Source organism: Bacillus rugosus (assembly GCF_023238245.1).
Classification (GTDB): Bacteria; Bacillota; Bacilli; order Bacillales; family Bacillaceae; genus Bacillus; species Bacillus rugosus.
Map to the genome: position 1 here is coordinate 3,073,697 of NZ_CP096590.1, position 22,416 is coordinate 3,096,112.

At 44.3% G+C, this 22,416-nt stretch carries 18 protein-coding genes and 1 pseudogene; 2 read left to right on the forward strand and 17 right to left on the reverse strand.

Features of this window, described 5'->3' with window-relative positions:
* Positions 1 to 2: 2 nt before the first annotated feature.
* Positions 3 to 989: a scyllo-inositol 2-dehydrogenase gene (iolU, locus tag M0696_RS15675; protein ID WP_166849033.1), complete on the forward strand. Its 987-nt coding sequence runs from the start codon at positions 3 to 5 to the stop codon at positions 987 to 989.
* 40 nt (positions 990 to 1,029) lie between these two features.
* Here the strand turns inward: iolU and rhaA are convergent, their stop codons facing one another.
* From rhaA to mcpB, 10 genes and pseudogenes are all read right to left on the reverse strand, one after another.
* Positions 1,030 to 2,304 (reverse strand): L-rhamnose isomerase, encoded by a 1,275-nt coding sequence (rhaA, locus tag M0696_RS15680; RefSeq protein ID WP_166849031.1) that lies wholly within the window; start codon positions 2,302 to 2,304, stop codon positions 1,030 to 1,032.
* 25 nt (positions 2,305 to 2,329) lie between these two features.
* Positions 2,330 to 2,644, reverse strand: coding sequence for an L-rhamnose mutarotase (rhaM, locus tag M0696_RS15685; protein WP_166849028.1), 315 nt, complete (start codon positions 2,642 to 2,644; stop codon positions 2,330 to 2,332).
* 14 nt (positions 2,645 to 2,658) lie between these two features.
* Positions 2,659 to 4,119 (reverse strand): rhamnulokinase, encoded by a 1,461-nt coding sequence (rhaB, locus tag M0696_RS15690; protein WP_248602131.1) that lies wholly within the window; start codon positions 4,117 to 4,119, stop codon positions 2,659 to 2,661.
* A 4-nt stretch (positions 4,120 to 4,123) separates the two neighbouring features.
* Positions 4,124 to 4,900: a rhamnose catabolism operon transcriptional regulator RhaR gene (gene rhaR, locus M0696_RS15695; protein WP_248602132.1), complete on the reverse strand. Its 777-nt coding sequence runs from the start codon at positions 4,898 to 4,900 to the stop codon at positions 4,124 to 4,126.
* Positions 4,901 to 4,959: 59 nt separating this feature from the next.
* On the reverse strand, positions 4,960 to 7,029 hold the full coding sequence (locus M0696_RS15700; protein ID WP_248602133.1) for a bifunctional aldolase/short-chain dehydrogenase: 2,070 nt from the start codon (positions 7,027 to 7,029) through the stop codon (positions 4,960 to 4,962).
* A 137-nt stretch (positions 7,030 to 7,166) separates the two neighbouring features.
* Positions 7,167 to 9,155: a methyl-accepting chemotaxis protein gene (locus tag M0696_RS15705; RefSeq protein WP_248602134.1), complete on the reverse strand. Its 1,989-nt coding sequence runs from the start codon at positions 9,153 to 9,155 to the stop codon at positions 7,167 to 7,169.
* A 112-nt stretch (positions 9,156 to 9,267) separates the two neighbouring features.
* Entirely contained in the window at positions 9,268 to 10,218 is a 951-nt protein-coding gene (locus M0696_RS21165) for a methyl-accepting chemotaxis protein (RefSeq protein WP_428830224.1), read from the reverse strand.
* A pseudogene (locus M0696_RS21170) lies at positions 10,213 to 11,256 on the reverse strand (cache domain-containing protein); the annotation flags it as partial. The gene M0696_RS21165 and the pseudogene M0696_RS21170, both read right to left, overlap by 6 nt.
* A 119-nt stretch (positions 11,257 to 11,375) precedes the next feature.
* Entirely contained in the window at positions 11,376 to 13,367 is a 1,992-nt protein-coding gene (gene tlpA, locus M0696_RS15715; protein ID WP_222141933.1) for a methyl-accepting chemotaxis protein TlpA, read from the reverse strand.
* Between the two features lie 177 nt (positions 13,368 to 13,544).
* Positions 13,545 to 15,533, reverse strand: coding sequence for a methyl-accepting chemotaxis protein McpB (mcpB, locus tag M0696_RS15720; RefSeq protein WP_222141934.1), 1,989 nt, complete (start codon positions 15,531 to 15,533; stop codon positions 13,545 to 13,547).
* 158 nt (positions 15,534 to 15,691) lie between these two features.
* On the opposite strand from mcpB, the gene M0696_RS15725 reads away from it, so the two are divergent.
* Positions 15,692 to 16,429 (forward strand): protein-glutamine gamma-glutamyltransferase, encoded by a 738-nt coding sequence (locus tag M0696_RS15725; protein ID WP_166848994.1) that lies wholly within the window; start codon positions 15,692 to 15,694, stop codon positions 16,427 to 16,429.
* 12 nt (positions 16,430 to 16,441) lie between these two features.
* On the opposite strand, the gene M0696_RS15730 is transcribed toward M0696_RS15725, so the two are convergent.
* The 7 genes from M0696_RS15730 to M0696_RS15760 all read right to left on the reverse strand — a co-directional run bounded on the left by M0696_RS15730 (position 16,442) and on the right by M0696_RS15760 (position 22,393).
* Positions 16,442 to 16,696 (reverse strand): hypothetical protein, encoded by a 255-nt coding sequence (locus M0696_RS15730; RefSeq protein ID WP_166848990.1) that lies wholly within the window; start codon positions 16,694 to 16,696, stop codon positions 16,442 to 16,444.
* Between the two features lie 24 nt (positions 16,697 to 16,720).
* Entirely contained in the window at positions 16,721 to 17,752 is a 1,032-nt protein-coding gene (locus M0696_RS15735; protein WP_248602135.1) for a nitronate monooxygenase, read from the reverse strand.
* A 13-nt stretch (positions 17,753 to 17,765) separates the two neighbouring features.
* Positions 17,766 to 18,164 carry a secondary thiamine-phosphate synthase enzyme YjbQ gene (locus tag M0696_RS15740; protein WP_166848985.1) on the reverse strand — a complete coding sequence of 133 codons (399 nt, stop codon included), beginning with the start codon at positions 18,162 to 18,164 and terminating at the stop codon, positions 17,766 to 17,768.
* Between the two features lie 118 nt (positions 18,165 to 18,282).
* On the reverse strand, positions 18,283 to 19,947 hold the full coding sequence (locus M0696_RS15745; RefSeq protein ID WP_248602136.1) for a glycoside hydrolase family 13 protein: 1,665 nt from the start codon (positions 19,945 to 19,947) through the stop codon (positions 18,283 to 18,285).
* 124 nt (positions 19,948 to 20,071) lie between these two features.
* The gene (locus M0696_RS15750; protein ID WP_248602137.1) at positions 20,072 to 21,364 is read right to left on the reverse strand and encodes a hemolysin family protein; all 1,293 of its coding nucleotides are present in this window, start codon (positions 21,362 to 21,364) and stop codon (positions 20,072 to 20,074) included.
* A 43-nt stretch (positions 21,365 to 21,407) separates the two neighbouring features.
* On the reverse strand, positions 21,408 to 22,085 hold the full coding sequence (locus M0696_RS15755; RefSeq protein ID WP_003220791.1) for a zinc metallopeptidase: 678 nt from the start codon (positions 22,083 to 22,085) through the stop codon (positions 21,408 to 21,410).
* 44 nt (positions 22,086 to 22,129) lie between these two features.
* The gene (locus M0696_RS15760; protein ID WP_166848980.1) at positions 22,130 to 22,393 is read right to left on the reverse strand and encodes a YuzI family membrane protein; all 264 of its coding nucleotides are present in this window, start codon (positions 22,391 to 22,393) and stop codon (positions 22,130 to 22,132) included.
* Between the last annotated feature and the right edge of the window lie 23 nt (positions 22,394 to 22,416).

A 22,416-nucleotide genomic window follows, 5' to 3' on the forward strand; every position in this document is an offset into this window, starting at 1 on the left:
GAGTGATACGTTTTGCAATAATAGGAACCAACTGGATTACAGACCGCTTTCTCGAATCAGCAGCGGAAATAGAGGATTTTCAGCTGACTGCTGTTTATTCAAGATCGGCTGACCGCGCTGCCGAGTTTGCTGCTAAACACAACGCTGAGCACACCTTCTCGGACCTTCAGGAAATGGCGGCAAGCGATTGCTTTGATGCCGTATACATAGCCAGTCCGAATGCCCTTCACAAGGAACAAGCCGTTCTTTTTATGAACCATGGCAAGCACGTGCTTTGCGAGAAGCCGTTTGCTTCGAATACAAAAGAAACGGAAGAGATGATTTCATCAGCTAAGGAAAACGGCGTTGTCCTGATGGAAGCGATGAAGACCACTTTCCTGCCGAATTTCAAAGAGCTGAAAAAACACTTACATAAAATTGGCACTGTCCGCAGATTTACCGCGAGCTACTGCCAGTACTCTTCACGGTATGATGCATTTAGAAACGGTACCGTCTTGAATGCGTTCCAGCCTGAGCTTTCCAATGGGTCATTAATGGATATCGGAGTCTATTGTATTTATCCTGCTGTCGTGCTGTTTGGTGAGCCGCAGGATGTGAAAGCGAACGGATACGCTTTATCTTCCGGAGTGGATGGAGAAGGAACCGTCATTCTGTCTTACGACGGGTTCGAAGCTGTTCTGATGCATTCTAAAATCTCTACTTCCTATGCTCCGGCGGAAATTCAGGGTGAAGATGGGACGATTGTGATCGATACGATTCACCGGCCTGAACGAGTAGAAATCCGATATCGCGACGGCCGTCTTGAAAACATTTCGATTCACGATCCTAAACCGGCAATGTTCTATGAAGCAGAAGAATTTGTCACACTCATAAAAGAGAACAAGCAGGAATCTGAAGAAAATACATTTGAACGGTCATTGATCACCGCAAAAATCATGGAAGAAGCAAGAAAGCAAATGGGGATCGTGTACCCTGCTGATCAAGCCTAAAAAAATCCGCCCGCGTGCAAATGCCGCGGCGGATTTTTTATTAAACAATCGGAGAAGATGCCTTCCTTTTTAATAGCACATTTTGTTCATACTCATTTATGTCATGAAGCCATGCCTCTCTTACCGGCACGCCCATTTGCTCACAGTAGGAATCCCAGATGGCCCCGAATGGATATGTTTTGAATTCCTCCATCAGCGCCAGCCTTTCTGTAAAGCGGCCCTCTTCCTGCAATTGTTTTAAATAGCCGTTCGGGAGAAGCAGTGCATACAGTAAAGCTTTAATCATATTTCTTGTTCCGATGGTCCAGGCGGCAACACGGTTAATGCTGGCATCGAAAAAATCGAGGCCGATGGCGACCTTCTCGAGAGCCTGATTGCGTACAATTTCAAGAGCGATTTCTCTCAATTCATCGTCTAAAACCACAACATGATCGCTATCCCAGCGGACGGGCCGGGACACGTGCAAGGCGAGTTTGTCTGTGTAAAGCAGCATCGAAGAGATCTTGTTTGATACCGTTTCAGTCGGGTGGTAATGGCCTGTATCAAGTAAACAAAGCTTATGATTCGTCAAAGCATAAGCTAAATAAAATTCATGAGATCCGACAACATATGATTCGGAACCAAGCCCGAACAGCTTGCTCTCGACTGAATCAAGATTGTGTTGTTCATTGATCTCCTCTGCGAAAATCCGATCCAGTGATTCTTTTAATCTTTTACGAGGTGTCAGCCTGTCACTCGGGACATCTTTATAGCCGTCAGGAATCCAAATATTCGTTAAGCAAGGCGTGCCTAGTTCTTTCCCGAAGTATTCTCCAATACGGCGGCACGCGATGCAATGCCTGATCCAAAATTCCCTGATGGCCGGGTCGGGGTGTGAAAGAGTGAGTCCGTCAGCCGCTTTCTCATGCGAAAACAAGGTCGGATTAAAATCTAAACCGAGACCGAGCTCTTTCGCCCATTTCACCCAGTTTTTAAAATGCTGCGGCTTCAATTCGTCCCGTTCTACCGCTTCTCCGTTTGTTTCTGCGTATATCGCATGCAGGTTTACGCGGTGCTTTCCAGGAATAAGAGAAAGGGCCTTCTCCAAATCTCTTCTTAATTCTTCAGGAGTTTGCGCTTTTCCGGGATAATTGCCGGTCACGTCAATCCCGCCTGAAAGTTCGCCCTTATTTACTTCAAAACCTTCAATGTCGTCACCCTGCCAGCAGTGGATTGAAATAGGCACTTGCTCTAATTGCCGAAGCGCCTCTTCAACATCAATTCCCCATTTTTCATACGACTGTTTTGCACTGTCATAATTGGCTTTTATGGTCATGCGGCTCTCTCCCTTTTTCAGTTTTTTAATCCAAATAAAAAACTTCCTTAAGATCTATCGAAACAGGACTGAAATCTGGATTTGTTTTCATTAATGGCGACATCGATTTCCACCATCTGCGGCAAACTTCTGTGTTCGCCATCTTTCTCCACTTCTCTTCATCCTCTATTTCTAAATAGGCAAAAAGCCGGCCTGTTTCCTCATCTAAAAAAATGGAATAATGGTGTGCTCCATGAGCTTTGAGTGCTTCTGCCATTTCAGGCCAAATGTCATCATGCCGCTGTTTGTATTCATCGTACTTGTCTTGATGGACAAACATGATACTGGCTTTTCTTTTCAAACCTGATCACCTCTTCACCTTTTAGATAGCGCTTTCAAAACAGTTTGCTGAAATGACTGAATGATCGTGCTTCTGTCAATGTCTTTAGGTGTAAACACTTTGATCGGAAAGGAATTTCTGACGGTTTGCCGGGCTTCTTTTATGGTATTGACTTCGTTGGCAGCAATCATTTGCATCAGCACATTTCCGATGGCGGTTGCCTCTATGGGCCCTGCGTATACCGCTTTTCCGCTCATGTCTGCCGTTAATTGATTTAAGAAATCATTTCGGGCTCCGCCGCCGATGATATGAAGCTGCTCAATCGGTTTTTCTGTGATGGTTTCCAGCTCTTTGATGGCTATCGCATAGATGATGGCTAGATTGCTGTAGATGCAGCAGGCAAGTTCGCCTGCAGTGCGGGGAATCTTTTGGCGGGTTTCTCTGCAATAATGTTCTATTTCCTCTATCATGTTTTCTGGATTCAGAAAGCGTTCATCATTTAAGTTTATAAACTGCTGAAATGGTTCTGTTTTTCGTGCTTCGTCTGCAAGCTGCTGAAAAGAGTAATCTGCTTGTAGTTGCTGTCTTACTTCTTGTAGCACCCACATGCCGATGATGTTTTTGAGAAAGCGAATGGTGTTGTTTGCGCCGCGTTCATTTGTATAGTTGTTTTTTAAAGCCAGCTCAGTTAATATCGGCGTTTTGTTTTCAACCCCGATTAACGACCATGTTCCGCTGTTGATATACGCCCAGCTATCGTTTACGCCTGGGGCCGCAATGACGGCCGAGGCAGTATCATGCGTTGCGACTGTCATCACCTTGCAAGCCGGAAGATCATAATCCGGGAACCAATCATTTCTCAGCATCCCGAGCTCACGCCCAGGTTCAGTCAGCGGCGCAAATTGCCGTTCCTGAACAGCCACGGCTTCAAGTAATTCAGTGTCAAGCTTTCCGGTAGAGACGTTTAAGAGCTGTGTTGTGGACGCATTTGTGATTTCTGTTACGGCTTTTCCGGTTAAACAATAGCCTAAATAATCAGGAACCATCATAATTTGGTCTGTTGTTTTCAGCAGCTCACGGTCTTCTTCATACAATTGATAAATCGTGTTAAAAGGCTGAAATTGTATTCCTGTTTTTTGATAGATTGTGGCTTTTGACAGGATATGTTCCAGCTTGCCTATTGTGTGATCTGTTCTTCTATCCCGGTAAGACATCACTTCCCGCAAGCGATTGCCTTTATCGTCCAGCAAGACATAATCAACTGCCCATGTATCAATGCCGACGGTGCATCGTTCATGACCAAGCGCTTTCACCTTTTGCAGCCCTTGCAGGATTTGTTTTAGTAAATGATCAATATCCCAAAAGCAATGTCCGTCTCTTTGAATAAAGCCGTTAGCGAATCTGTGAATCTCTTGTATGTCAAGCTTCCCTTCCTTCAGTTCACCTACCATGACCCTCCCGCTTGATGCGCCTATATCAATGGCAGTATAAATCATTCTTTCACCCTCTCTTCGGAAGGGGAACAGCTGTCACTTTCACCTTTTTGTCTACAAGGGCTTTTACCGATACCGGATCAAGTCCAGCATCAGTAATAAGGCGGCTGATATCTTGCAGCGAGGCGATATGTGAAAATTCGCGGTTCCCCCATTTGCTTGAATCGACCATCAAAATGGTTTGATCAGACCTTTCGATCATCCGTTTTTTGAGCAGCGCCTGCCACTCGTTTGAGTCGCTCATCCCGTTGTTTATGTCAAAGCCTTTACATGACAGAAAGGTTTTGGTGACGTGATAGGTCTCAAGTGAACGCTCTGCTAACGGCCCGGCAAACGATAATGATTTTTCCAGCAAAATGCCGCCTGTTGAAATGACTGATATGTTTTCTTTATTGCTGAGCTCAATGGCTGCTTTTATTGAGTTTGTAATGACGGTGAGCTCAATATCAGGGAGTATTTTCGCCATGTACCAGGCAGTGGTGCTTGCATCGAGAATGATTCGGTCTCCACTCTTTACATATTTGGCCGCTTCGTGAGCGATGGCTTTTTTTTCTATGACATTTGTAATTTCCCGGTCAGAAAAATGAACTTCTGATTCCTGCTGCTGAATACTGACTGCTCCTCCGTGGCTCCGGCTCAGTTTATGTTCTTTCTCAAGCTTCTCAAGGTCGCGCCGAATGGTTTCCTCTGTGACAGAAAATATGTCACTTAATTCGGATACGCGGATACTTGAACGCATATTCACTATTTCCACTATTTTTTGCTGCCGTTCTGCTACTAGCATCGGTAACGCCCTTCCTCATATCGTAATCCGTCTTATTGTTTTTCTATCATAGCACATTTCTAACGCGTAAAAGCAGCAGGGACGCCTCCGTCTACCGTGATCATGCAGCCCGTTGTTTTTTCGGCTTTAGAAGAAGCGAAAAATGCAATGGCTTCGGCAATATCCTGCGGGTAAATATTGACGAGCAGTGCCGTTCGTTTCCGATAATGTTCCTCTAGCTGATCTGGCTCAATCCCGTACGCCGCGGCCCGTTCCTCCCGCCAGCTTGACCCCCAGATTGCCGACCCTTGAAGAACCGCATCAGGCAAAACGGAGTTGACCCGAATGCCGAATTCTCCACCTTCTGCTGCGATACATCTTGCCAAATGGGTTTCAAGCGCTTTTACCGAGCTGTAGGCAGAGGCGTTTTTCCCTGCATAAACCGAATTTTTAGATCCTACAAATACCATGCTTCCGCCTCTGTTTTGCTGTTTCATTTGTTTAAACGCTTCACGGGCCACAAGAAAATAGCCTGTTCCTAATACATTCATATTAAGATTCCATTCTTTTAGACTTGTTTCGTCAAATGGACTTGATGTGGCCAGCCCGGCATTATTGACGACGATATCAATGCCGCCGTAAGCAAGCGCTGCTTGCTCAAAGGCTGACCGTACTTCCTCTTCCCTTGTCACATCCATTTTGACAGCCATTGCCCGTCCTTCTCCGTATGCATCGTTTATTTCCCCGGCAATTTTCTGCGCACCTTCTATATTCAGGTCAGCTGCGATCACGTGCCCTCCTTCCGCTGCCAAGCGTCGGCATGCCGCACTGCCGATTCCGCCGGCTCCTCCTGTTATCAACGCTACTTTACGGGAAAATTCTGCTTCCGGCGGGGCCAGTGTGAGCTTATATAATTCGAGCGGCCAATATTCGACATGGTAGGATTCATTTTCATTTAAAGAAACAAAGTGCCCAAGAGCCGTTGACCCTTTCATAACAGCGATAGCCCTCCGGTATAAACCGCCGCTCACTTTAGACATGACGTAACTTTTTCCCGTATTCACCATTCCGATGCCGGGAATCAATATCACCCGGGGGGCTGATTCAAAGATTTGATCCCCCTCCTGCTGATTGCGTGTAAAGTAAGCCTGATACTCTGCTGTAAAACGCTCCACTCCTGACTTGATCAAGTCCGCCAGCTTATGCACATCTTGAGTTTCCGGATTCCACTCAATGTATAGAGGAACCCGTTTTGTGTGAACTAGGTGATCCGGGCATGCCGCACCGATTTGCGAGAGCGCTGGCGCTTGAACACTGTTTACAAATTCCAAGACGTCGTCATGATCATCATAGGACAGGATCATTTTCCTTTCTTCACTTACAGCGCCTCTAATCACAGGCATGATGGCTGCCAAGATTTGTTTTCTTTGGTCTTCCGGCAGCGGCTGATATCTTTTGCCTCCGAATGTCTCATGTTGTTTGATACGATCATTAATATACTGCTCGGCTTCTTGAATGATGGATATCGTTTTTTCATAACACGCTTCAGAAGTCTCTCCCCAAGTGACTAAGCCGTGTTTCTCCATTAACACAAGTTCGGCGTTGGGGTTGTTCGCTACGCCTTCAGCGATCATTTTAGACAAAGTAAATCCAGGGCGGACGTATGGTACCCATACAAACCGTTTTCCATAAATATCTTCAGCTATTTGTTTTCCATTATCAGCGCAGCAAATGCTGATAATCGCATCGGGGTGGGTATGGTCAACATGATTGTATGGCAGAAAAGCGTGTAACAGCGTTTCAATTGAAGGACGGGGATGTTTGCTGTCTATCATACAATGAGACAAGTAGTCTACCATTTCTTCATCTGACATTTGGTCCCTTTCAATCAGCGGGCGGATGTCATCTAATTTCAAACCGGTAAAGTTATGCGCTTTCATTGTTGCCAAATCTGAACCGCTTCCTTTCACCCACATGACTTCTGTTTCACGTCCTCTAAAATCCTTTTCCGTTGTTTTCATAGACGTATTCCCGCCGCCCCAGTTGCAGACAGTGCGATCTGACCCGATTAGATTGGACCTGTACACCAATTCCTCTACGCCTTTCGGCAGCTGTGCAGCACGCTCTGAATCCCATACACGTTTCACCATAATTGATATTCCTCCGTCCCTTTTATTTGTATCCGTTTTCATTATATATTATTTTTGTTTATTTTTGAATTCTTTTTGTTTACTTTTGTTTTTTAACAAAAAAAGAAAGCAGCAGGATATGCCGCTTTCTCTTTCCATTACGATTCAATTTTAAATTTCTTCGTGATGTCCTGAAGTTCTTCCGCCATGTTTGCTAATGTTTCAGCTGAAGAGCTGATTTCTTCCATGGACGCAAGCTGTTCTTCTGCCGAAGCTGCGATGTCTTGAATGCCAGCTGAGCTTTCTTTCGCCACTCCAGAAATGTCTTCAACCGCACTTGACACTTCCTGTGATCCAACTGACAGCTGTTCAACCGTCGCATTCAGATTTTGCAATTCGCCGGAAATTTGGGTTGTCATCTCGTAGATTTGTTTAAAGCTTTCCGCTGTTTGGTCAGTAATCTGCAAGCCTTCCTTCACTTCATGATTCACAGATTGGAACATCGAAAGTGAAGTGCTGATTTCTCTGACAATCTCTTGAATTAACCCTTCAATTTCCTTGGCAGAGTCCGCTGATTGTACGGCGAGTTTTCTGACCTCTTCCGCAACTACCGAGAAGCCTCTTCCGTATTCTCCCGCTCTTGCCGCCTCAATCGCGGCATTTAATGCCAGCAGGTTGGTTTGATCAGCAATGCCGTTAATCACATTCAAGATGCTTGTGATGTCTTGCGATTTTGTTTCAAGACCCTTCACCACCGCTTCCGCTTTTTGAACGGATTGGTCGATTGTTTTCATTTGGCCGACTGTGTGCTCCACCAGTTTTTCTCCGCTGCCCGCTGCCTCAGAGGACTGGATCGATGATTTCGTAATGGTTGAAGAGGCCTGAGCCACTTTTGAAATCCCGTCGTTCATTTGAGAAAGATGGTTTGAGCTTGTTTCCAGTTTCTCGCTTTGCGCCTCGTTACCATCTGAGAACTGTTCGATAGCAAGTGTAATATGTTCGGTTGCCTTGCTCGTTTGGGCCGCGCTTGCCGTCAACTCTTCAGAAGATGAAGCGACGTTTTCTACAGACGTTTGAATAACGCCGATCACAGAACGCAATGAGGCAGACATTTCGTTAAAGCTTTCGCCAAGCTGTCCAAACTCGTTTTTCGAGTGAATATCAATGACTTCTGTCAGATCTCCGCTGCTGATTTTCGCGGATGTTGAAACCAGTTTTCTTAACGGCTTGGTAATGGCATTGATAATAAAGAAAATGAGTATGCCGCCGATCACAAGTGACACGCATAGAATGATGATTGCTGTGTTCAGAACCGGGCTTGAAGCATCTTGCAATTCACTGACAAAGTACGTACCCGCTATTTTCCAGCCTGTCAGTTTATTTGTCGTAAAGGCCATTTTCTTTTCTTTGCCTTCAAAAGTATATTCAAATGAGCCTTCTCCTTTGGAATATACTTGGTTTGTCCAGTCGCCGGATCCAGTTGTCCCAGGCTTAATTGTCGGATGGGCGATATATTTTTTGTTGCCCGTTGTAATAAATGCAAAGCCGTTTTTGCCGATTTTGATTCTCTGTGAAGCAGTAAGGACTTCATCCAGATTTAAATCAAGTGCTATAACCCCTGAACCGTCTTTTAATTGTTTTGAAATTGTGACAACCATATCCCCTGTTGCTTCATCAGTATACGGTTCTGAGAAAATAGCCTGTCCTTTTTTCGCAACAGCTTGTTTGTACCAATCACGTCCTGTCGGATCGAACCCTTTAGGAATGCCGCTATCCGGATATTTGTAAAGCTTCTTATCTTCTGAAGCAGCATAGATTGCGCCTACATCGGCATTCAATGTAGTGTACTGCTTAAATTTCTCATTCAGTGAGGTTTTATTTTTCCCTTGTAATATATCTTTATCGATCGTCTCACTGTAATAATCAATTGCCTTTACTTTATTATTCAATTTGTTTTGCAGCGTGCTGTTGAGTTCTTCAACGTTCCCCATTGCACTATTCGTAAGTTCCCTGTCCAGTGCGTTCCAAGCTGATTGATAACTGAAATATGCTAAAACCCCAACCGGCAAAATAAGCACTGCCAGAAATGCAGCGATAAGCGGTTTGCTGATCGATGGCTGTTTGATCCATTGTGTAATTTTTCCCATTCTAGTTGACTCCTCCTTTAAGCTAAATCTAATATCGTCAAACTAGGATAAAAGGTTTAATAAAAAAACTAAAAAAAACACCCAAGTGCTAAGGCTTGGGTGTTTTGGCTTACTATTCGATTTTGAATCGTTTTGTCATATCGCGAAGCTCTTCCGCCATAGACGAAAGGGTTTCTGCTGACGAGCTGATTTCTTCCATGGAAGCAAGCTGCTCTTCGGCTGACGCCGCGATATCTTGTATATGAGCCGAGCTTTCTTTTGAAATCGACGCAATATGCTCGGACGCTCCAGAAACTTCCTCGGAGCTGGCAGAAAGCTGCTGAACCGTCGCACTCATGTTTTGCAGTTCGCCGGCGATTTGGTTCGTCATTTCAGAAATGCGTTTAAAGCTTATTTCTGTTTTATCTGTGATGTCAAGGCCTGTCTGCACCTCTTGATTGACAGACTGGAACATGCCGAGAGATGTATTGATTTCCTTCACAATTTCGATGATTAATCCTTCAATCTCTTTTGCTGAATCTGCTGACTGAACTGCCAGTTTTCTTACTTCTTCCGCTACAACGGAGAAGCCGCGGCCGTACTCGCCTGCACGTGCCGCTTCAATTGCTGCGTTTAAGGCAAGCAGGTTCGTCTGGTCTGCGATACCATTAATCACACGCAAAATATTGGTGATATCTTTCGATTTCGTTTCCAATCCGCGCACGACTTGTACTGCTTCTTTAACTGACTTGTCAATGACGTTCATTTGGCCGACGGTTTGATGAACAAGCTTTCCGCCTTCACTTGCAATTTCTGTTGACTGAACAGATGAATCTGTGATGACTTCAGAAGCTTGAGCCATATTCGTCAATCCGTCATTCATTTGATAAATGTGCTCTGCTGCAGTTTCAATGTTTTCGTTTTGTTTTTCATTGCCGTTAGAAAATTGTTCAATCGCCAATGTAATGTGCTCTGTTGCCTTGCTCGTTTGCGCGGCTGATGCAGTCAGTTCCTCAGAGGAAGCGGCAACATTGTCCACGGAATCCTGGATAGTGTGGATGAGAGAACGAAGTGACGACGCCATATTGTTGAAGCTTTTGCCGAGTTCACCCAATTCATCTTTTGAACGGATATCAATGGTTTCCGTCAAATCTCCCTCGCTGATCCGCTTAGAGGAACCGACAAGCTGTTTCAGCGGCGTTGTAATCGACCGAATGATCAATGTCATGACGATAATCCCTATGATAATCGCTGCGGCTAAGACAATTAAAGCAATGTGAAGGACAGGCTGGGCTGCCTCATGAATTTCATCCAAATACATGGTGCCGCCGACTTTCCATCCCGTTAGCTTATTTGTGTCAAAGGCCATTTTTTTCTTATCGCCGTCCATGGTGTATTGAAAATCGCCTTTATCCGCATTTAGCACCTTGTCGAGCCAGTCGCCCTTCAATTCAGTTCCTGAGGTTTCATTAGGATGGGCGACAACCTTTTTGTCCTTCGTCATGATAAATGCGTAGCCTTGTTTGCCGATGTTGACTTTTTTGGTTGTTTTCAACAGATTTTCGATCGTCATGTTGATTGCGATAACGCCTGAACCATCTTTTGTCTGTTGAGCAATTGTCACAACCATTGTGTTCGTAGAGGCTGTTTTATACGGGTCTGTCACAACGACTTTCCCTTTATTCGCAACCGCTTTTTTGTACCAGTCGCGTTCAACCGGGTTATAATCGCCCGGCATCTGAATATCCGGGTAACGGGTAAAGCGCCCGTTTTTGTCACTTGTATAAATGGACTCTACATCTTTATTAATGCTGATATATTGTGAGAATTTCTCTGCAATACTTGCATTGCTTTTAGCATTATACCTCTTTTTTGTCAGCCATTCGCTGAAGTAAGCAGCGCTGTTTTCTTTTTCACCGATGCTGGTGTTAATGGTTTCGTTTAATTGCTGTACATTTTCTAAGGCGCTCCCCATCATCTGCCTGTCGAGTGAGCTGCTTGCCGATTGATACGCAATGGCCGCCAATATGGCAACCGGTATGATGAGAATCGACAGAAAGGAAACGAGGAGCTTCCGTGTAATAGATCTTTGTTTTATCAGTTGGAGTATTTTTTTCATCATTCATTTCTCCTTTTTTATGCTACCCTTCATATCGGCAGGAAATGGGTAAATATATACATTAAAAAAGAAGAAATTCAACAAAAGTAACTAATTTCCCATAAATAGATAGTTGTTTAGACCTATTCCTTGTCCACTTTAAATCGTTTTGTCAGATCACGGAGTTCTTCAGACATTTTTTCAAGCGTCTGTGCTGATGAACTGATCTCCTCCATGGATGCCAGCTGTTCCTGGGCTGATGCGGCGATATCTTGGATGCCGTCCGAGCTTTCTTTAGAAATGGCTGTGATATCATTCGAAGCAGCGGAAATTTCTTGAGCTCCCGCTGACAGCTCCTCAACCGTCGCATTCATGTTTTGCAGTTCGGAAGCAATTTGATTGGTCATGTGCGATATATGTTTGAAGCTTTGTTTCGTTTCGCCTGTCATGACAAGCCCTGTTTCAACTTCTTTATTCACGGACTGAAGCACGTTCAATGATGTGTGAATTTCTTTCACAATTTCGCTAATCAGTGATTCAATTTCTTTTGCCGAGTCAGCTGACTGTACCGCGAGTTTTCTCACTTCCTCAGCGACAACAGAGAAGCCCCGGCCGTATTCTCCCGCTCTGGCCGCTTCGATGGCGGCATTTAAAGCTAAAAGATTGGTTTGGTCCGCAATGCCGTTGATGACACGCAAAATATTCGTGATATCCTTTGATTTGATTTCCAGCCCCTTCACCACATGTTCCGCTTCTTTTACTGAGTGATCAATCGTATTCATTTGGCCGGCTGTTTTCTGTACGAGTGTCTCACCCTTGCTTGATACTTCTGTTGAATCTGCGGATGTTTCCGTAATCACTGCGGCAGCACGCGCCAGTTCAGCCAATCCGTCGTTCATTTCATTAATTTGTTCGGTTGTCCTCTCAATTCTGTCGCTTTGGCTTTCGCTGCCGTTTGAAAATTGCTCGATGGCCATCGTAATATGCTCAGTGGCTCTGCTTGTCTGGTCAGCGGATGCAGTCAATTCTTCTGATGATGAAGCAACATGTTCTACTGAATCTTTGATGCCGTGAATGAGTGAGCGAAGTGAGTGGGCCATATGATTGAAGCTCTGGCTCAGAACGCCGAGTTCATCTTTTGAATTGATTTCTATCGTTTCGGTTAAATCGCCTTCACTGATTTTTTCAGCTGATGCGACAATGCGTCTCAATGGCTTTGTGATCGATCGAATCACAAAATAAATCGCTGTAATTCCAGCTGCGATGGCAATCGCCAGTACGATTGAAGCCATGGTCAGAACTTTGCTTGCAGCATCGCGGATCTCGTCCGCATACATCGTGCCGCTTATTTTCCAGCCTGTTGTTTCGCTTGTGGCAAATGCCATTTTCTTCGCTTTGCCTTGGTATGTATATTCAAAGTCGCCGCTTTTATTTGTGTAGAGCTTATCAACCCAGCTCCCCTTTAACTCTGTTCCCGCTTTTTCTCCGGAGTAGGCGATGACTTTTTTGTTTTGGCTTAAGATAAAAGCATAGCCTTCTTTGCCGATATTGATTCCTTTCGCTGTTGTGACCAGGTCATCAATTTTCATATCTATGGCGACAACGCCTGATCCATCCTCCGTCTGGCGGGCGATGGTGACGACCATTTTTCCTGATGAAATAGATTCATAAGGCTCAGTGACGATTGTTTTGCCTTTATTAACCATTGCTTCTTTGTACCAATCTCGTTCTAAAGCATTAAAGTCACTCGGCATGTCTGCATACGGATAACGTGTGAATTCCCCATCTTTACTGCTGGAAAATACCGCAGCGACATTGTCATTCATTTGGATAAATTGTTTAAATTCCTGTTTCATCTCTGTTTTCTTTTTATCCTTAAACTTATCTGCTGTAGCCCACTCGCTGAAAAACGCGAGGCTTTTTTCAGTCGTGCTGATTTTATCGTCAATGATATGATCTAATACTTGAACGTTTTCCTTTGCGCTTTGCGTCATCTGGATATCAAGAGAGGCAACTGCTGATTGATATGCGCTTACCGAAAGAGCGGTAATGGGAACAATTAAGATCAGCAGGAAAGAAATAATAAGTCTCCTGGCAATCGATGACCTGCGAATAGTGGTAAATGTTTTTTTCATTTCCTTTTGAACCTTCTTTCAATAATTTACAAGTTATATCGGCAGATCTTCCTTTATATTACATTGGAAATGAAGGTAAAAATGAAAAATAGTCCTAAAATCACCGAAGACACTAGTACTTTATTATTATTTACCGCACGAAAAAAACAGCGCCTGGATAGCGCTGTTTTTCTGCTTTTATTCGATTCTGAATTGCTTCGTCAGATCACGAAGCTCTTCTGCCATCTGCGCAAGAGTGGTCGCTGATGAACTGATTTCTTCCATAGAGGCAAGCTGCTCCTCGGCAGATGCGGCAATGTCTTGGATGCTTGCTGAGCTTTCTTTCGACACATCGGCAATGCCGCTGACTGCTTCTGAAACATGCTGTGAACGGCCTGACAGCTGTTCGACGGTGGAATTCATCGTCTGCAATTTGCCCGCTATTTCGTTTGTCATGCTGAAAATGCTCTGGAAGCTTTCTTTTGTATTGTCTGTGACAACGAGTCCAGACTGTACTTCTTGATTCACTGCTTTAAACATATGAAGAGAGGTTTCGATTTCTGCTACGATTTCTTGGATCAGCTTTTCGATTTCTTTTGCTGAATCAGCTGATTGAACAGCCAGTTTTCGCACTTCCTCCGCTACGACAGAGAAGCCGCGTCCTGATTCTCCGGCACGCGCCGCTTCAATGGCCGCGTTTAATGCCAGCAGATTTGTTTGGTCAGCGATGCCGTTGATGACTCTTAAAATGCTTGTGATGTCTTTTGATTTTCCTTCTAAGCCTTTGACCACAGCTTCAGCCTGCTGAACCGATTGATTAATCGAGTTCATTTGTCCGACTGTCTGCTGGACAAACTTTTCACCCGTTCCGGCGATTTCCGTTGATTGGATAGACGCCTTTGTAATATCTGATGATGTTTGTGAGACTTGCTGGAGCCCTTCATTCATTAAATTCAGCTGATGAGAGCTGGAATCAACCTTTTCGCTTTGCTCCTCGTTTCCGTTTGAGAACTGCTCAATTGCCATCGTGATGTGCTCGGTGGCTTTACTTGTCTGTCCGGCAGATGCGGTAAGCTGTTCGGACGATGCGGCCACATTGTTCACCGAGTCCTGAATAGCGCTGATCAGTGAACGGAGAGATTGTCCCATTTCGTTGAAGCTTTCTCCAAGCTCTCCAAGCTCATCTTTCGAACGGATTTCGATCGTTTCTGTCAGATCCCCGCTGCTGATTGTTTTCGATGATTGAACGAGACGTTTTAACGGTTTTGTAATCGAACGAACGATAAACAGAATTAAAACCCCGCCTGCCGCAATGGAAGCGATCAGCACGATCATGCCTGTTATGAGCACAGACTTTGAGGCATCCTTGATTTCACTCATATACATTGTGCCGGCTATCTTCCACCCAGTCAGTTCATTTGTTGTATATGCCATCTTTTTATCTTCGTTATTCAAAGTATACTGGAGTTCACCGCTGTCATTAGCATACATTTTTGTTACCCAGTCTCCTGACAGCTTTTCTCCAGCCTTATGGTCCTGGTGGGCGACATATGTTTTGTTTTTCGTTGCAATGAAAACATAGCCTTCTTTTCCGACCTTGATTTGCTTCATCTGTTCTAACAATTTATCAATGGTAATGTCCATGGCGACAACGCCAGATCCGTCCTTCAGCTCCTGTGCAATGGTAATGACCATGCTTCCGTCATTCGCCGCCACGTAAGGATCTGTCACGACAATTTCACCGCCGGTCTTCATCGCATCTTGGTACCAAGGTCGTTGTCTCGGATCGTATCCATCCGGCAATTTTTCTTTAGGCGCTTGTACATAGGTGCCGTTTTCTATGCCAGCATAAATTCTGGCCACCCCTTGATTGATAGAAACATATTGCGAAAATTTGGTTTTAATCCCTTCTTGATTAGACTTTCCTTTGAATGCGGAGCTTTTAAGAGATTCACTGAAAAAGGTGACCGCTTTCGCTTTTGCTCCCAGATCATTTGTAACAGTTGTATTAAATGTATCGACACTGCTTTTCGCATTTCCCATAATTTCCTGATCCAGCTTTCCGCTGGCGCTTCGGTAAGAACTCAATTCCAATATAAGAATAGGGATAATAAGAATCGCAATAAATGAAACGATTAATTTTCTTGAGATAGACGGTTTCTTCAGCCAATTGATAAAAGTCTTCATGTCCAGTTTCTCCTTCAGGTTTGATACAGTATATATCGGCTGCTTAAAAAAGTTTTAAAATAAAAAATGGAAGAAGATCTTTTTCGGCTGTCTTCTGTCTTTTAGCTTTCATTGCCCAAGCCCTGTGCATATCTTATAAAAAACAAGGGGGGCTAAAGATGATTATTGTATCCGGACAATTGCTCCGTCCCCAAGATGTTGAAAACTGGCAGATTGATGAGAATCTAAATCCTCTGTTAAAAGAAATGATTGAGACGCCTGTTCAGTTTGATTATCATTCAATTGCAGAACTGATGTTCGAGCTTAAACTGCGGATGAATATCGTCGCAGCGGCAAAAACGCTGCACAAAAGCGGAGCGAAGTTTGCCACTTTTTTAAAAACATACGGGAATACAACGTATTGGAGAGTTTCACCGGAAGGCGCCTTGGAGCTGAAATACAGAATGCGGCCTTCAAAAGCAATTCGGGACATAGCTGAGAATGGCCCGTTCTACGCGTTTGAATGTGCGACCGCGATTGTTGTCATTTATTATTTGGCCTTGGTCGATACAATCGGGGAAGAAAAATTTGATGCCACCTTTGACAGAATTATTTTATATGACTGGCATTATGAGAAATTGCCGATATATACGGAAACAGGACATCACTTTTTTCTCGGAGATTGTTTATATTTTAAAAACCCTGAATTTGATCCGCAAAAAGCGCAGTGGCGAGGCGAAAATGTGATTTTACTGGGAAAAGATAAATATTTTGCCCATGGTCTTGGAATCTTAAGCGGGCAGCAAATTATCGATAAGCTGAATTCGTTTAGAAGAAAAGGAGCCATACAGCCAGCCTACCTTCTGTCTCAGGCGACCAGACTGGATGTTCCGTCTCTTTACCGCATTGTCCGCTAAAAACCCCATCGCCTATTTTCGAGACGATGGGGTTTCAAATGCTTTTCGTTTTCGATAAAAAGGGGCTGTGCCGAAAAACTGGTTCGCAGCCCACTCCATTTTTTCAAGGTCATTTCTTGTCACGATTGGATCTAGGCTGCTCCATTTGATGAAGCGGACAAAATAGTAGCCTTTGATAGGAGCCATGGTAACTTTTGAGTGAGGCCAGCCTTCAAATACAAACTCAATTTTCCCTCTTTTTTTATAAGAATATTGAAGAATGTTCATCACCTGTCACCTCTGTTTATCAAGTTACGTTCGGCAAAGCTCGGCTAACAGCGTTTTTACATCAGCGGGCCCGTTAAGCATTCCGACAGATTGCCCTGCCCACAGGGACATATATCCGGAATCTTTTTCACTGGCTGCGTGTTTTCTCATCGGCTTTGTTAATGTGTTTTGCAATGGATAAGGAAGCGCGTTTGCCTCCTCTTCTTGCTGCTCTTTCATCCATTGATTGACTATACCCCGTGCAGGCTTACCCGAAAACAATGAGGTGAGGCGCGTGTCTGTTCCCTGCGCTTTTTTTAATTCTCCTCTGTACACTTCTGATACTATACATTCCTCACACATGAGAAATGGCGTCCCGACCTGTACGCCCTGGGCTCCGAGACAATGAGCAGCTTGGACGCCGCGCCGGTCGGCAATTCCGCCTGCCGCGATCACTGGAACGGAAACGGCGTCTGCCGCTTGGGGAATGAGCGACATGAGGCCAAGTGTCGATTCTCCGCTGACCGGCAGAAAAGACCCGCGGTGGCCGCCCGCTTCGCTTCCTTGCAGTACGATGATGTCTATTCCACGTTCTTCAAGCAGAACGGCTTCCTGCGGAGTCGTAGCTGTCCCGATGAGACAGCAGCCATTTTTCTTTAACGCTTGAATGCTTTCATCCGGCGGAATGCCAAACGTAAATGAACAGGCTGTTACATTGTGTTTGAGAATAATGTTAATTTTTTTATGGAAGTCCTCCCATTCTTCTTCCTCTGAAGAGAATGAAGGAGCCTGTTCGGCGAACGGAATTTTGTTTTTCCAAGTTTGAACGATGTCCTCATCCGGTTCTTTTCTGCTTTCCGGAACAAACACATTCACCTGAAATACCCGATCAGTCAGCTGCTTCATCTCAATGATTTGCTTTTCAAGCATGTCGGGACTGAGATATCCGGATGCCAGACTTCCAAGCGCGCCTTCATTTGACACAGCGGCTGCGAGGACGGGCGTGACAAGCCCTCCGGCCATTGGCGCTTGGATAATAGGTTTTGTCAGCGATAATGCTTTCATCCATTCTGTCATGAAACCCCTCCTGTTACCCCATAATTTTGATATAACAACTCCGTGTACGCGGGCCGTCAAATTCACAGAAATAAATGCCCTGCCATGTTCCAAGAATCAGCCGGCCGTTTTCAATAATGACTTGCTGTGAAGCTCCCACCGTACTCGACTTCATGTGTGCAGCTGTATTGCCCTCCATATGGCGGTCGAGCTCGTGTTCCCATGGATACACCTCATCAAACCTTCTGAGCATATCTTTTTTGACGTCCGGATCGGCATTTTCATTAATTGTAATGCCCGCTGTCGTATGAGGACAATAAATCAGTGCCGCGCCGCTCGTTACACCAGTTTCTTGAAGAAACGCTTCCACCTCGCGTGTGATTTCAATCATTTCATCTCGTTTGTTCGTTTTGATTTGCATTGTTTTCAGCATTTGTTTCTCCTTTCATTTATCCGCTCTATTTGCTATTTCGTTCTGTGTTCTTTTTTTCCTGTTAAACCGCTCTCATAAACCTGATAAAAAACAAAAAACTCCAGTCTCACGCTGGAGTTTAGCGCCATACATATATTCTTGCTTCATACGGTTTTAACAGTACTGATGTCATGTGCTTGTGACTCTCTGTTTCAACATTTGACAATACGAGTGCGTCTGATGACAATGGTAACCCGGAGTGCTTGAATAAAGCTGGCGTTCCTGTCAGATTGGCCGTAATCAGTGCAGTATGGCTCTCGTTTTTCCGAAGATACGCAAAAATTTGCTGATCTTCCGGTAAAATGAGCTCGTATGTCCCATTAATAAAAACATCGAATATTTGGCGCAGATTGATCAGGCTTTTGTAAAAGTGGTATACGGATGTTTTGTCGTTTTTTTGAGCCTCGGCATTCAGCCATTTGTAATTCTCATTGATTCCGATCCACGGTCTGGCCTCAGAAAATCCGGCGTATGGATCAGCATTCCATTGCATAGGTGTTCGTGAATTGTCCCTTCCCTTTTTCCAGACAATCTTCATGACGTCTTCGTGTGATGCGCCTTTCGCCGTTTCTATTTCATACAGGCGTTTCATGGCGACGTCATCATAGTCCTCAATAGATGGAAATGCCACGTTTGTCATACCAAGTTCCTGTCCCTGATAAATAAACGGTGTGCCTTTCATGAGAAAATAGACAGAAGCAAGCGCTTTTGCACTTTCTTTCAGGTACACTCCGTCGTCTCCCCACACAGAAACTGAACGGGGCTGGTCGTGATTTTCCATAAACAAAGCATTCCAGCCGATCCCTTCAAGACTGTCTTGCCAGTCAGTTAGAATTCGTTTGAAGGAAACGATGTCAATGCTTTCATTGATCTCTACATCCCACAGGCCGAGATGTTCAAATTGAAAAATCATGCTGAAAATGCCGTTTTTTTCTCCAGCCCATTCAGCCGCTTCCTTTGCAGCGACACCGTTTGCCTCACCGACTGTCATAATCGGATAACGGGAAAATGTGTTTTCTTTCAGCTCTGTTAACAAACCCATTATGCCGTCAGCATTCATATGATAAGGAAAGGAAGGTACGCAATCCAGCCCTTTTGGATTCGGCATATCGGGAAGCCCTTCTTTTTTCTTAATATGCGTAATGGCATCCACCCGAAATCCGTCAATTCCTTTATCAAGCCACCAATTCACCATGTCGTAAACAGCATTTCTCACCTTTTCATTTTCCCAATTCAAATCAGGCTGTTTTTTATCAAAAAGGTGAAGATAATACTGGTTTGTCTTTTGATCATACTGCCATGCCGGCCCGCCGAAAATGCTTTCCCAATTGTTCGGCGCTTTTCCGTTTTTGCCATCCTTCCAAATATACCAGTCGCGCTTTTCGGAGTGTATGGAAGAACGGGATTCAATGAACCACGGGTGTTCGTCGCTTGTATGGTTCACGACAAGATCCATAATCAGCTTCATGCCCAGCCCATGAATGTCATCAAGCAGCTGGTCGAAATCCGTCATAGTGCCGAAATCGCTTAATATGTTTTTATAGTCCCTGATATCATATCCGTTATCAGCATTTGGCGAATCATACAGCGGGCAAATCCAGATGACGTCAGCGCCCAGCTCTTTTATGTAATCAAGCTTGGATCTGATTCCTTGAATATCTCCGATTCCATCGCCATTTGAATCTTTAAAACTGCGGGGGTAAATTTGGTAGACAATCGATTCCTTCCACCAAGCCTTTTTCATACAGCCACTCCTTCCTAAGTGTGCGGTCTATATATCTTATGTAGAAAAAAGGCTTTACAGCATTGCTTTTTCCGAATACCATCAGCGGTCATAAAAAAACAGCCGCTCAATCTTCGGCTGCTTTTTATAAAAAGTCGGTTTTTTTAATTTCTACAAAACGGATATGATGATCTTCGGCATCGAGGATTTTAAATTCACACCCCTCCGCGTGTATTACATCTCCTGCTTTCAGCTCCATTTTTTGCGTCAGAAGCCAGCCTGCAATCGTATCAATTTCTTCGTTTTCAATCGCAATGTCAAATAGATCGTTTACTTCGTCTATTAACGCTTTTCCATCCATCACATAATGATGCTCGCCTTTTTTCAAAATATGAGGCGTTTCATCCTGATCATATTCATCGCGGATTTCCCCGACGATTTCCTCGATTATATCCTCGACAGTGACAAGCCCTGCCGTTCCGCCGTATTCATCTACGAGAATGGCCATGTGAATCCGCTCCTTCTGCATGCGGATCAAAAGCTGCTGAACAGGGATGCTTTCAATAACTCTGATGACAGGCCTCATGATCTGCTTCAGCTTAATCGGCTGTCCGAGAAAATAAGCTTTAAACATATCTTTGCTGTTGATGATCCCTAAAATATGATCTTTGTCTTCTTTAATGACAGGGTAACGTGTATACCGTTCATTTATGATGTGATGAATCGCCTCTTCTAACGACTGCTCCAGAGAGATGACCGCAATTTCTGTCCGCGGAATCATAATCTCTCTTGCTACCCGGTTGTCGAATTCAAAAATCTTATTTACATAGCGGAATTCTGACTGATTGATTTCTCCCTTTTCATAGCTTTCTGAAAGGATCAGCCTCAGTTCCTCCTCGCTAATGACAACCTCATGCTCCTTCACTGAATGAAAGCCAAATAATTTTACAAGAAAGCTTGCTGAGCCGTTCAATGCTTTAATAAACGGATACGTGATTTTATAAAACCAGATCAGCGGCTTTGCAATCCATAAACTGACAGCTTCAGCCTTTTGAATGGAAACCGTTTTCGGGGCAAGCTCACCCATTACCACATGCAAAAAAGTGACGATGATAAATGCAATTACAAATGTGACAATGTGGTTAAACGGTTCCGGTATGCCTGTCGCTGTAAATAAGGGATGAAGAATGCGTTCAAATGTCGGTTCACCAAGCCATCCAAGGCCGAGGGCTGTAATCGTAATCCCGAGCTGGCAGGCTGATAAATACTCGTCAAGATTGGAGATGATTTTATGTGCGGCAAGCGCCCGGCTGTCACCGCTTTCGATGAGCTGATTGATTTTTGAACCTCTGATTTTGACAATCGCAAATTCCGCTGCAACGAAAACAGCCGTAATGCCAATCAAAACAAAAATGGCGATCAATTGTAAAATAATCAAAAAAAGCCCTTACCATAAATGGTAAGGGGCCACCTCCTTAACGTTAATTCTCATTACGACCGTTTAAGAAAATCATCACAAAGCGAAGAAGTTCAAAGAGGGAAACCAGGGCGGCTGCCACATACGTTAAGGCAGCGGCGCTCAGCACTTTATTTACCCCATTCTCTTCATTGTTCCGGATGAATCCTTCTGACACAATAATTTGCTTCGCGCGCGAACTTGCATTGAATTCGACAGGCAATGTAATCAGCTGGAAAAAGACAGCGGCTGAAAATAGAATGATGCCAAGCCCGATCAAATTCAGGCTGCCGAGAAGCATACCTCCTAAGAAAAGCATAGGAGCTACACCGGATGCAAAATTCACGACTGGGAAGATTTTATGTCTCAGCACAAGCGCACCATATGACTCCTGATGCTGCAAGGCATGTCCGACTTCATGGGAAGCTACGGAGATGGCGGAAATTGAGCGGCCGTAATAGACCGGCTCAGATAAACGCACCACCCGTCTTGTCGGGTCGTAATGGTCTGTTAAAGTGCCTCTTACCGGTTCGACCGGCACGTCGTAAAGACCGTTTATATCTAAAATCCGTCTTGCCGTTTCTGCCCCTGTACGTCCGCTTGAGGCTTCCACTTTTGAATATTTTTCAAAGTTGCTCTTCACTTTAAATTGTGCCCAAAACGACAATCCCAATGCGGCTATTGTTAAAAATATAAACAGCATTTTTCATCATCCTTTTTCCAAGATCAAATCTTTCTTTATTACAATTATTTTAATGAGTTTTCTTTCTCCTGTACAGAAAAGCGCTTCTTCTTCCGGCTCGGAGCACACATTCCAATCAGCAGAAAGAGCAGTCCTGCTGAAAACAAATAAAAGGCAAAGCTGCCGACCAGCTCTTTCAGAAAGCGAAGCCAGGAAAAGCTGCCGGAAAAGTGATTATATGAATTCAAATCGAAAATAAACAAAATCACCGCGGATGCTGCCAGCTGCGTACCGATCAAAACCACGATCGTTCTTTGAATGATCGTCATCTGTTTTCATCCTTTTTGTTTTA

Coding starts and splice junctions, on each gene's coding strand:
- M0696_RS15755 (WP_003220791.1), bottom strand. CDS start 22,085: ATGCTGTTTATATTTTTAACAATAGCCGCATTGGGATTGTCGTTTTGG.
- M0696_RS15735 (WP_248602135.1), bottom strand. CDS start 17,752: ATGACAGAATGGATGAAAGCATTATCGCTGACAAAACCTATTATCCAA.
- M0696_RS15730 (WP_166848990.1), bottom strand. CDS start 16,696: ATGAACATTCTTCAATATTCTTATAAAAAAAGAGGGAAAATTGAGTTT.
- rhaA (WP_166849031.1), bottom strand. CDS start 2,304: ATGACCATAAAAGCCAATTATGACAGTGCAAAACAGTCGTATGAAAAA.
- M0696_RS15705 (WP_248602134.1), bottom strand. CDS start 9,155: ATGGGAAAAATTACACAATGGATCAAACAGCCATCGATCAGCAAACCG.
- M0696_RS15700 (WP_248602133.1), bottom strand. CDS start 7,029: ATGGTGAAACGTGTATGGGATTCAGAGCGTGCTGCACAGCTGCCGAAA.
- mcpB (WP_222141934.1), bottom strand. CDS start 15,533: ATGAAGACTTTTATCAATTGGCTGAAGAAACCGTCTATCTCAAGAAAA.
- M0696_RS15745 (WP_248602136.1), bottom strand. CDS start 19,947: ATGAAAAAGGCTTGGTGGAAGGAATCGATTGTCTACCAAATTTACCCC.
- M0696_RS15725 (WP_166848994.1), top strand. CDS start 15,692: ATGATTATTGTATCCGGACAATTGCTCCGTCCCCAAGATGTTGAAAAC.
- M0696_RS15760 (WP_166848980.1), bottom strand. CDS start 22,393: ATGACGATCATTCAAAGAACGATCGTGGTTTTGATCGGTACGCAGCTG.
- M0696_RS15740 (WP_166848985.1), bottom strand. CDS start 18,164: ATGCTGAAAACAATGCAAATCAAAACGAACAAACGAGATGAAATGATT.
- M0696_RS21165 (WP_428830224.1), bottom strand. CDS start 10,218: ATGGCGTCGTCACTTCGTTCTCTCATCCACACTATCCAGGATTCCGTG.
- tlpA (WP_222141933.1), bottom strand. CDS start 13,367: ATGAAAAAAACATTTACCACTATTCGCAGGTCATCGATTGCCAGGAGA.
- rhaB (WP_248602131.1), bottom strand. CDS start 4,119: ATGATTTATACTGCCATTGATATAGGCGCATCAAGCGGGAGGGTCATG.
- rhaR (WP_248602132.1), bottom strand. CDS start 4,900: ATGCTAGTAGCAGAACGGCAGCAAAAAATAGTGGAAATAGTGAATATG.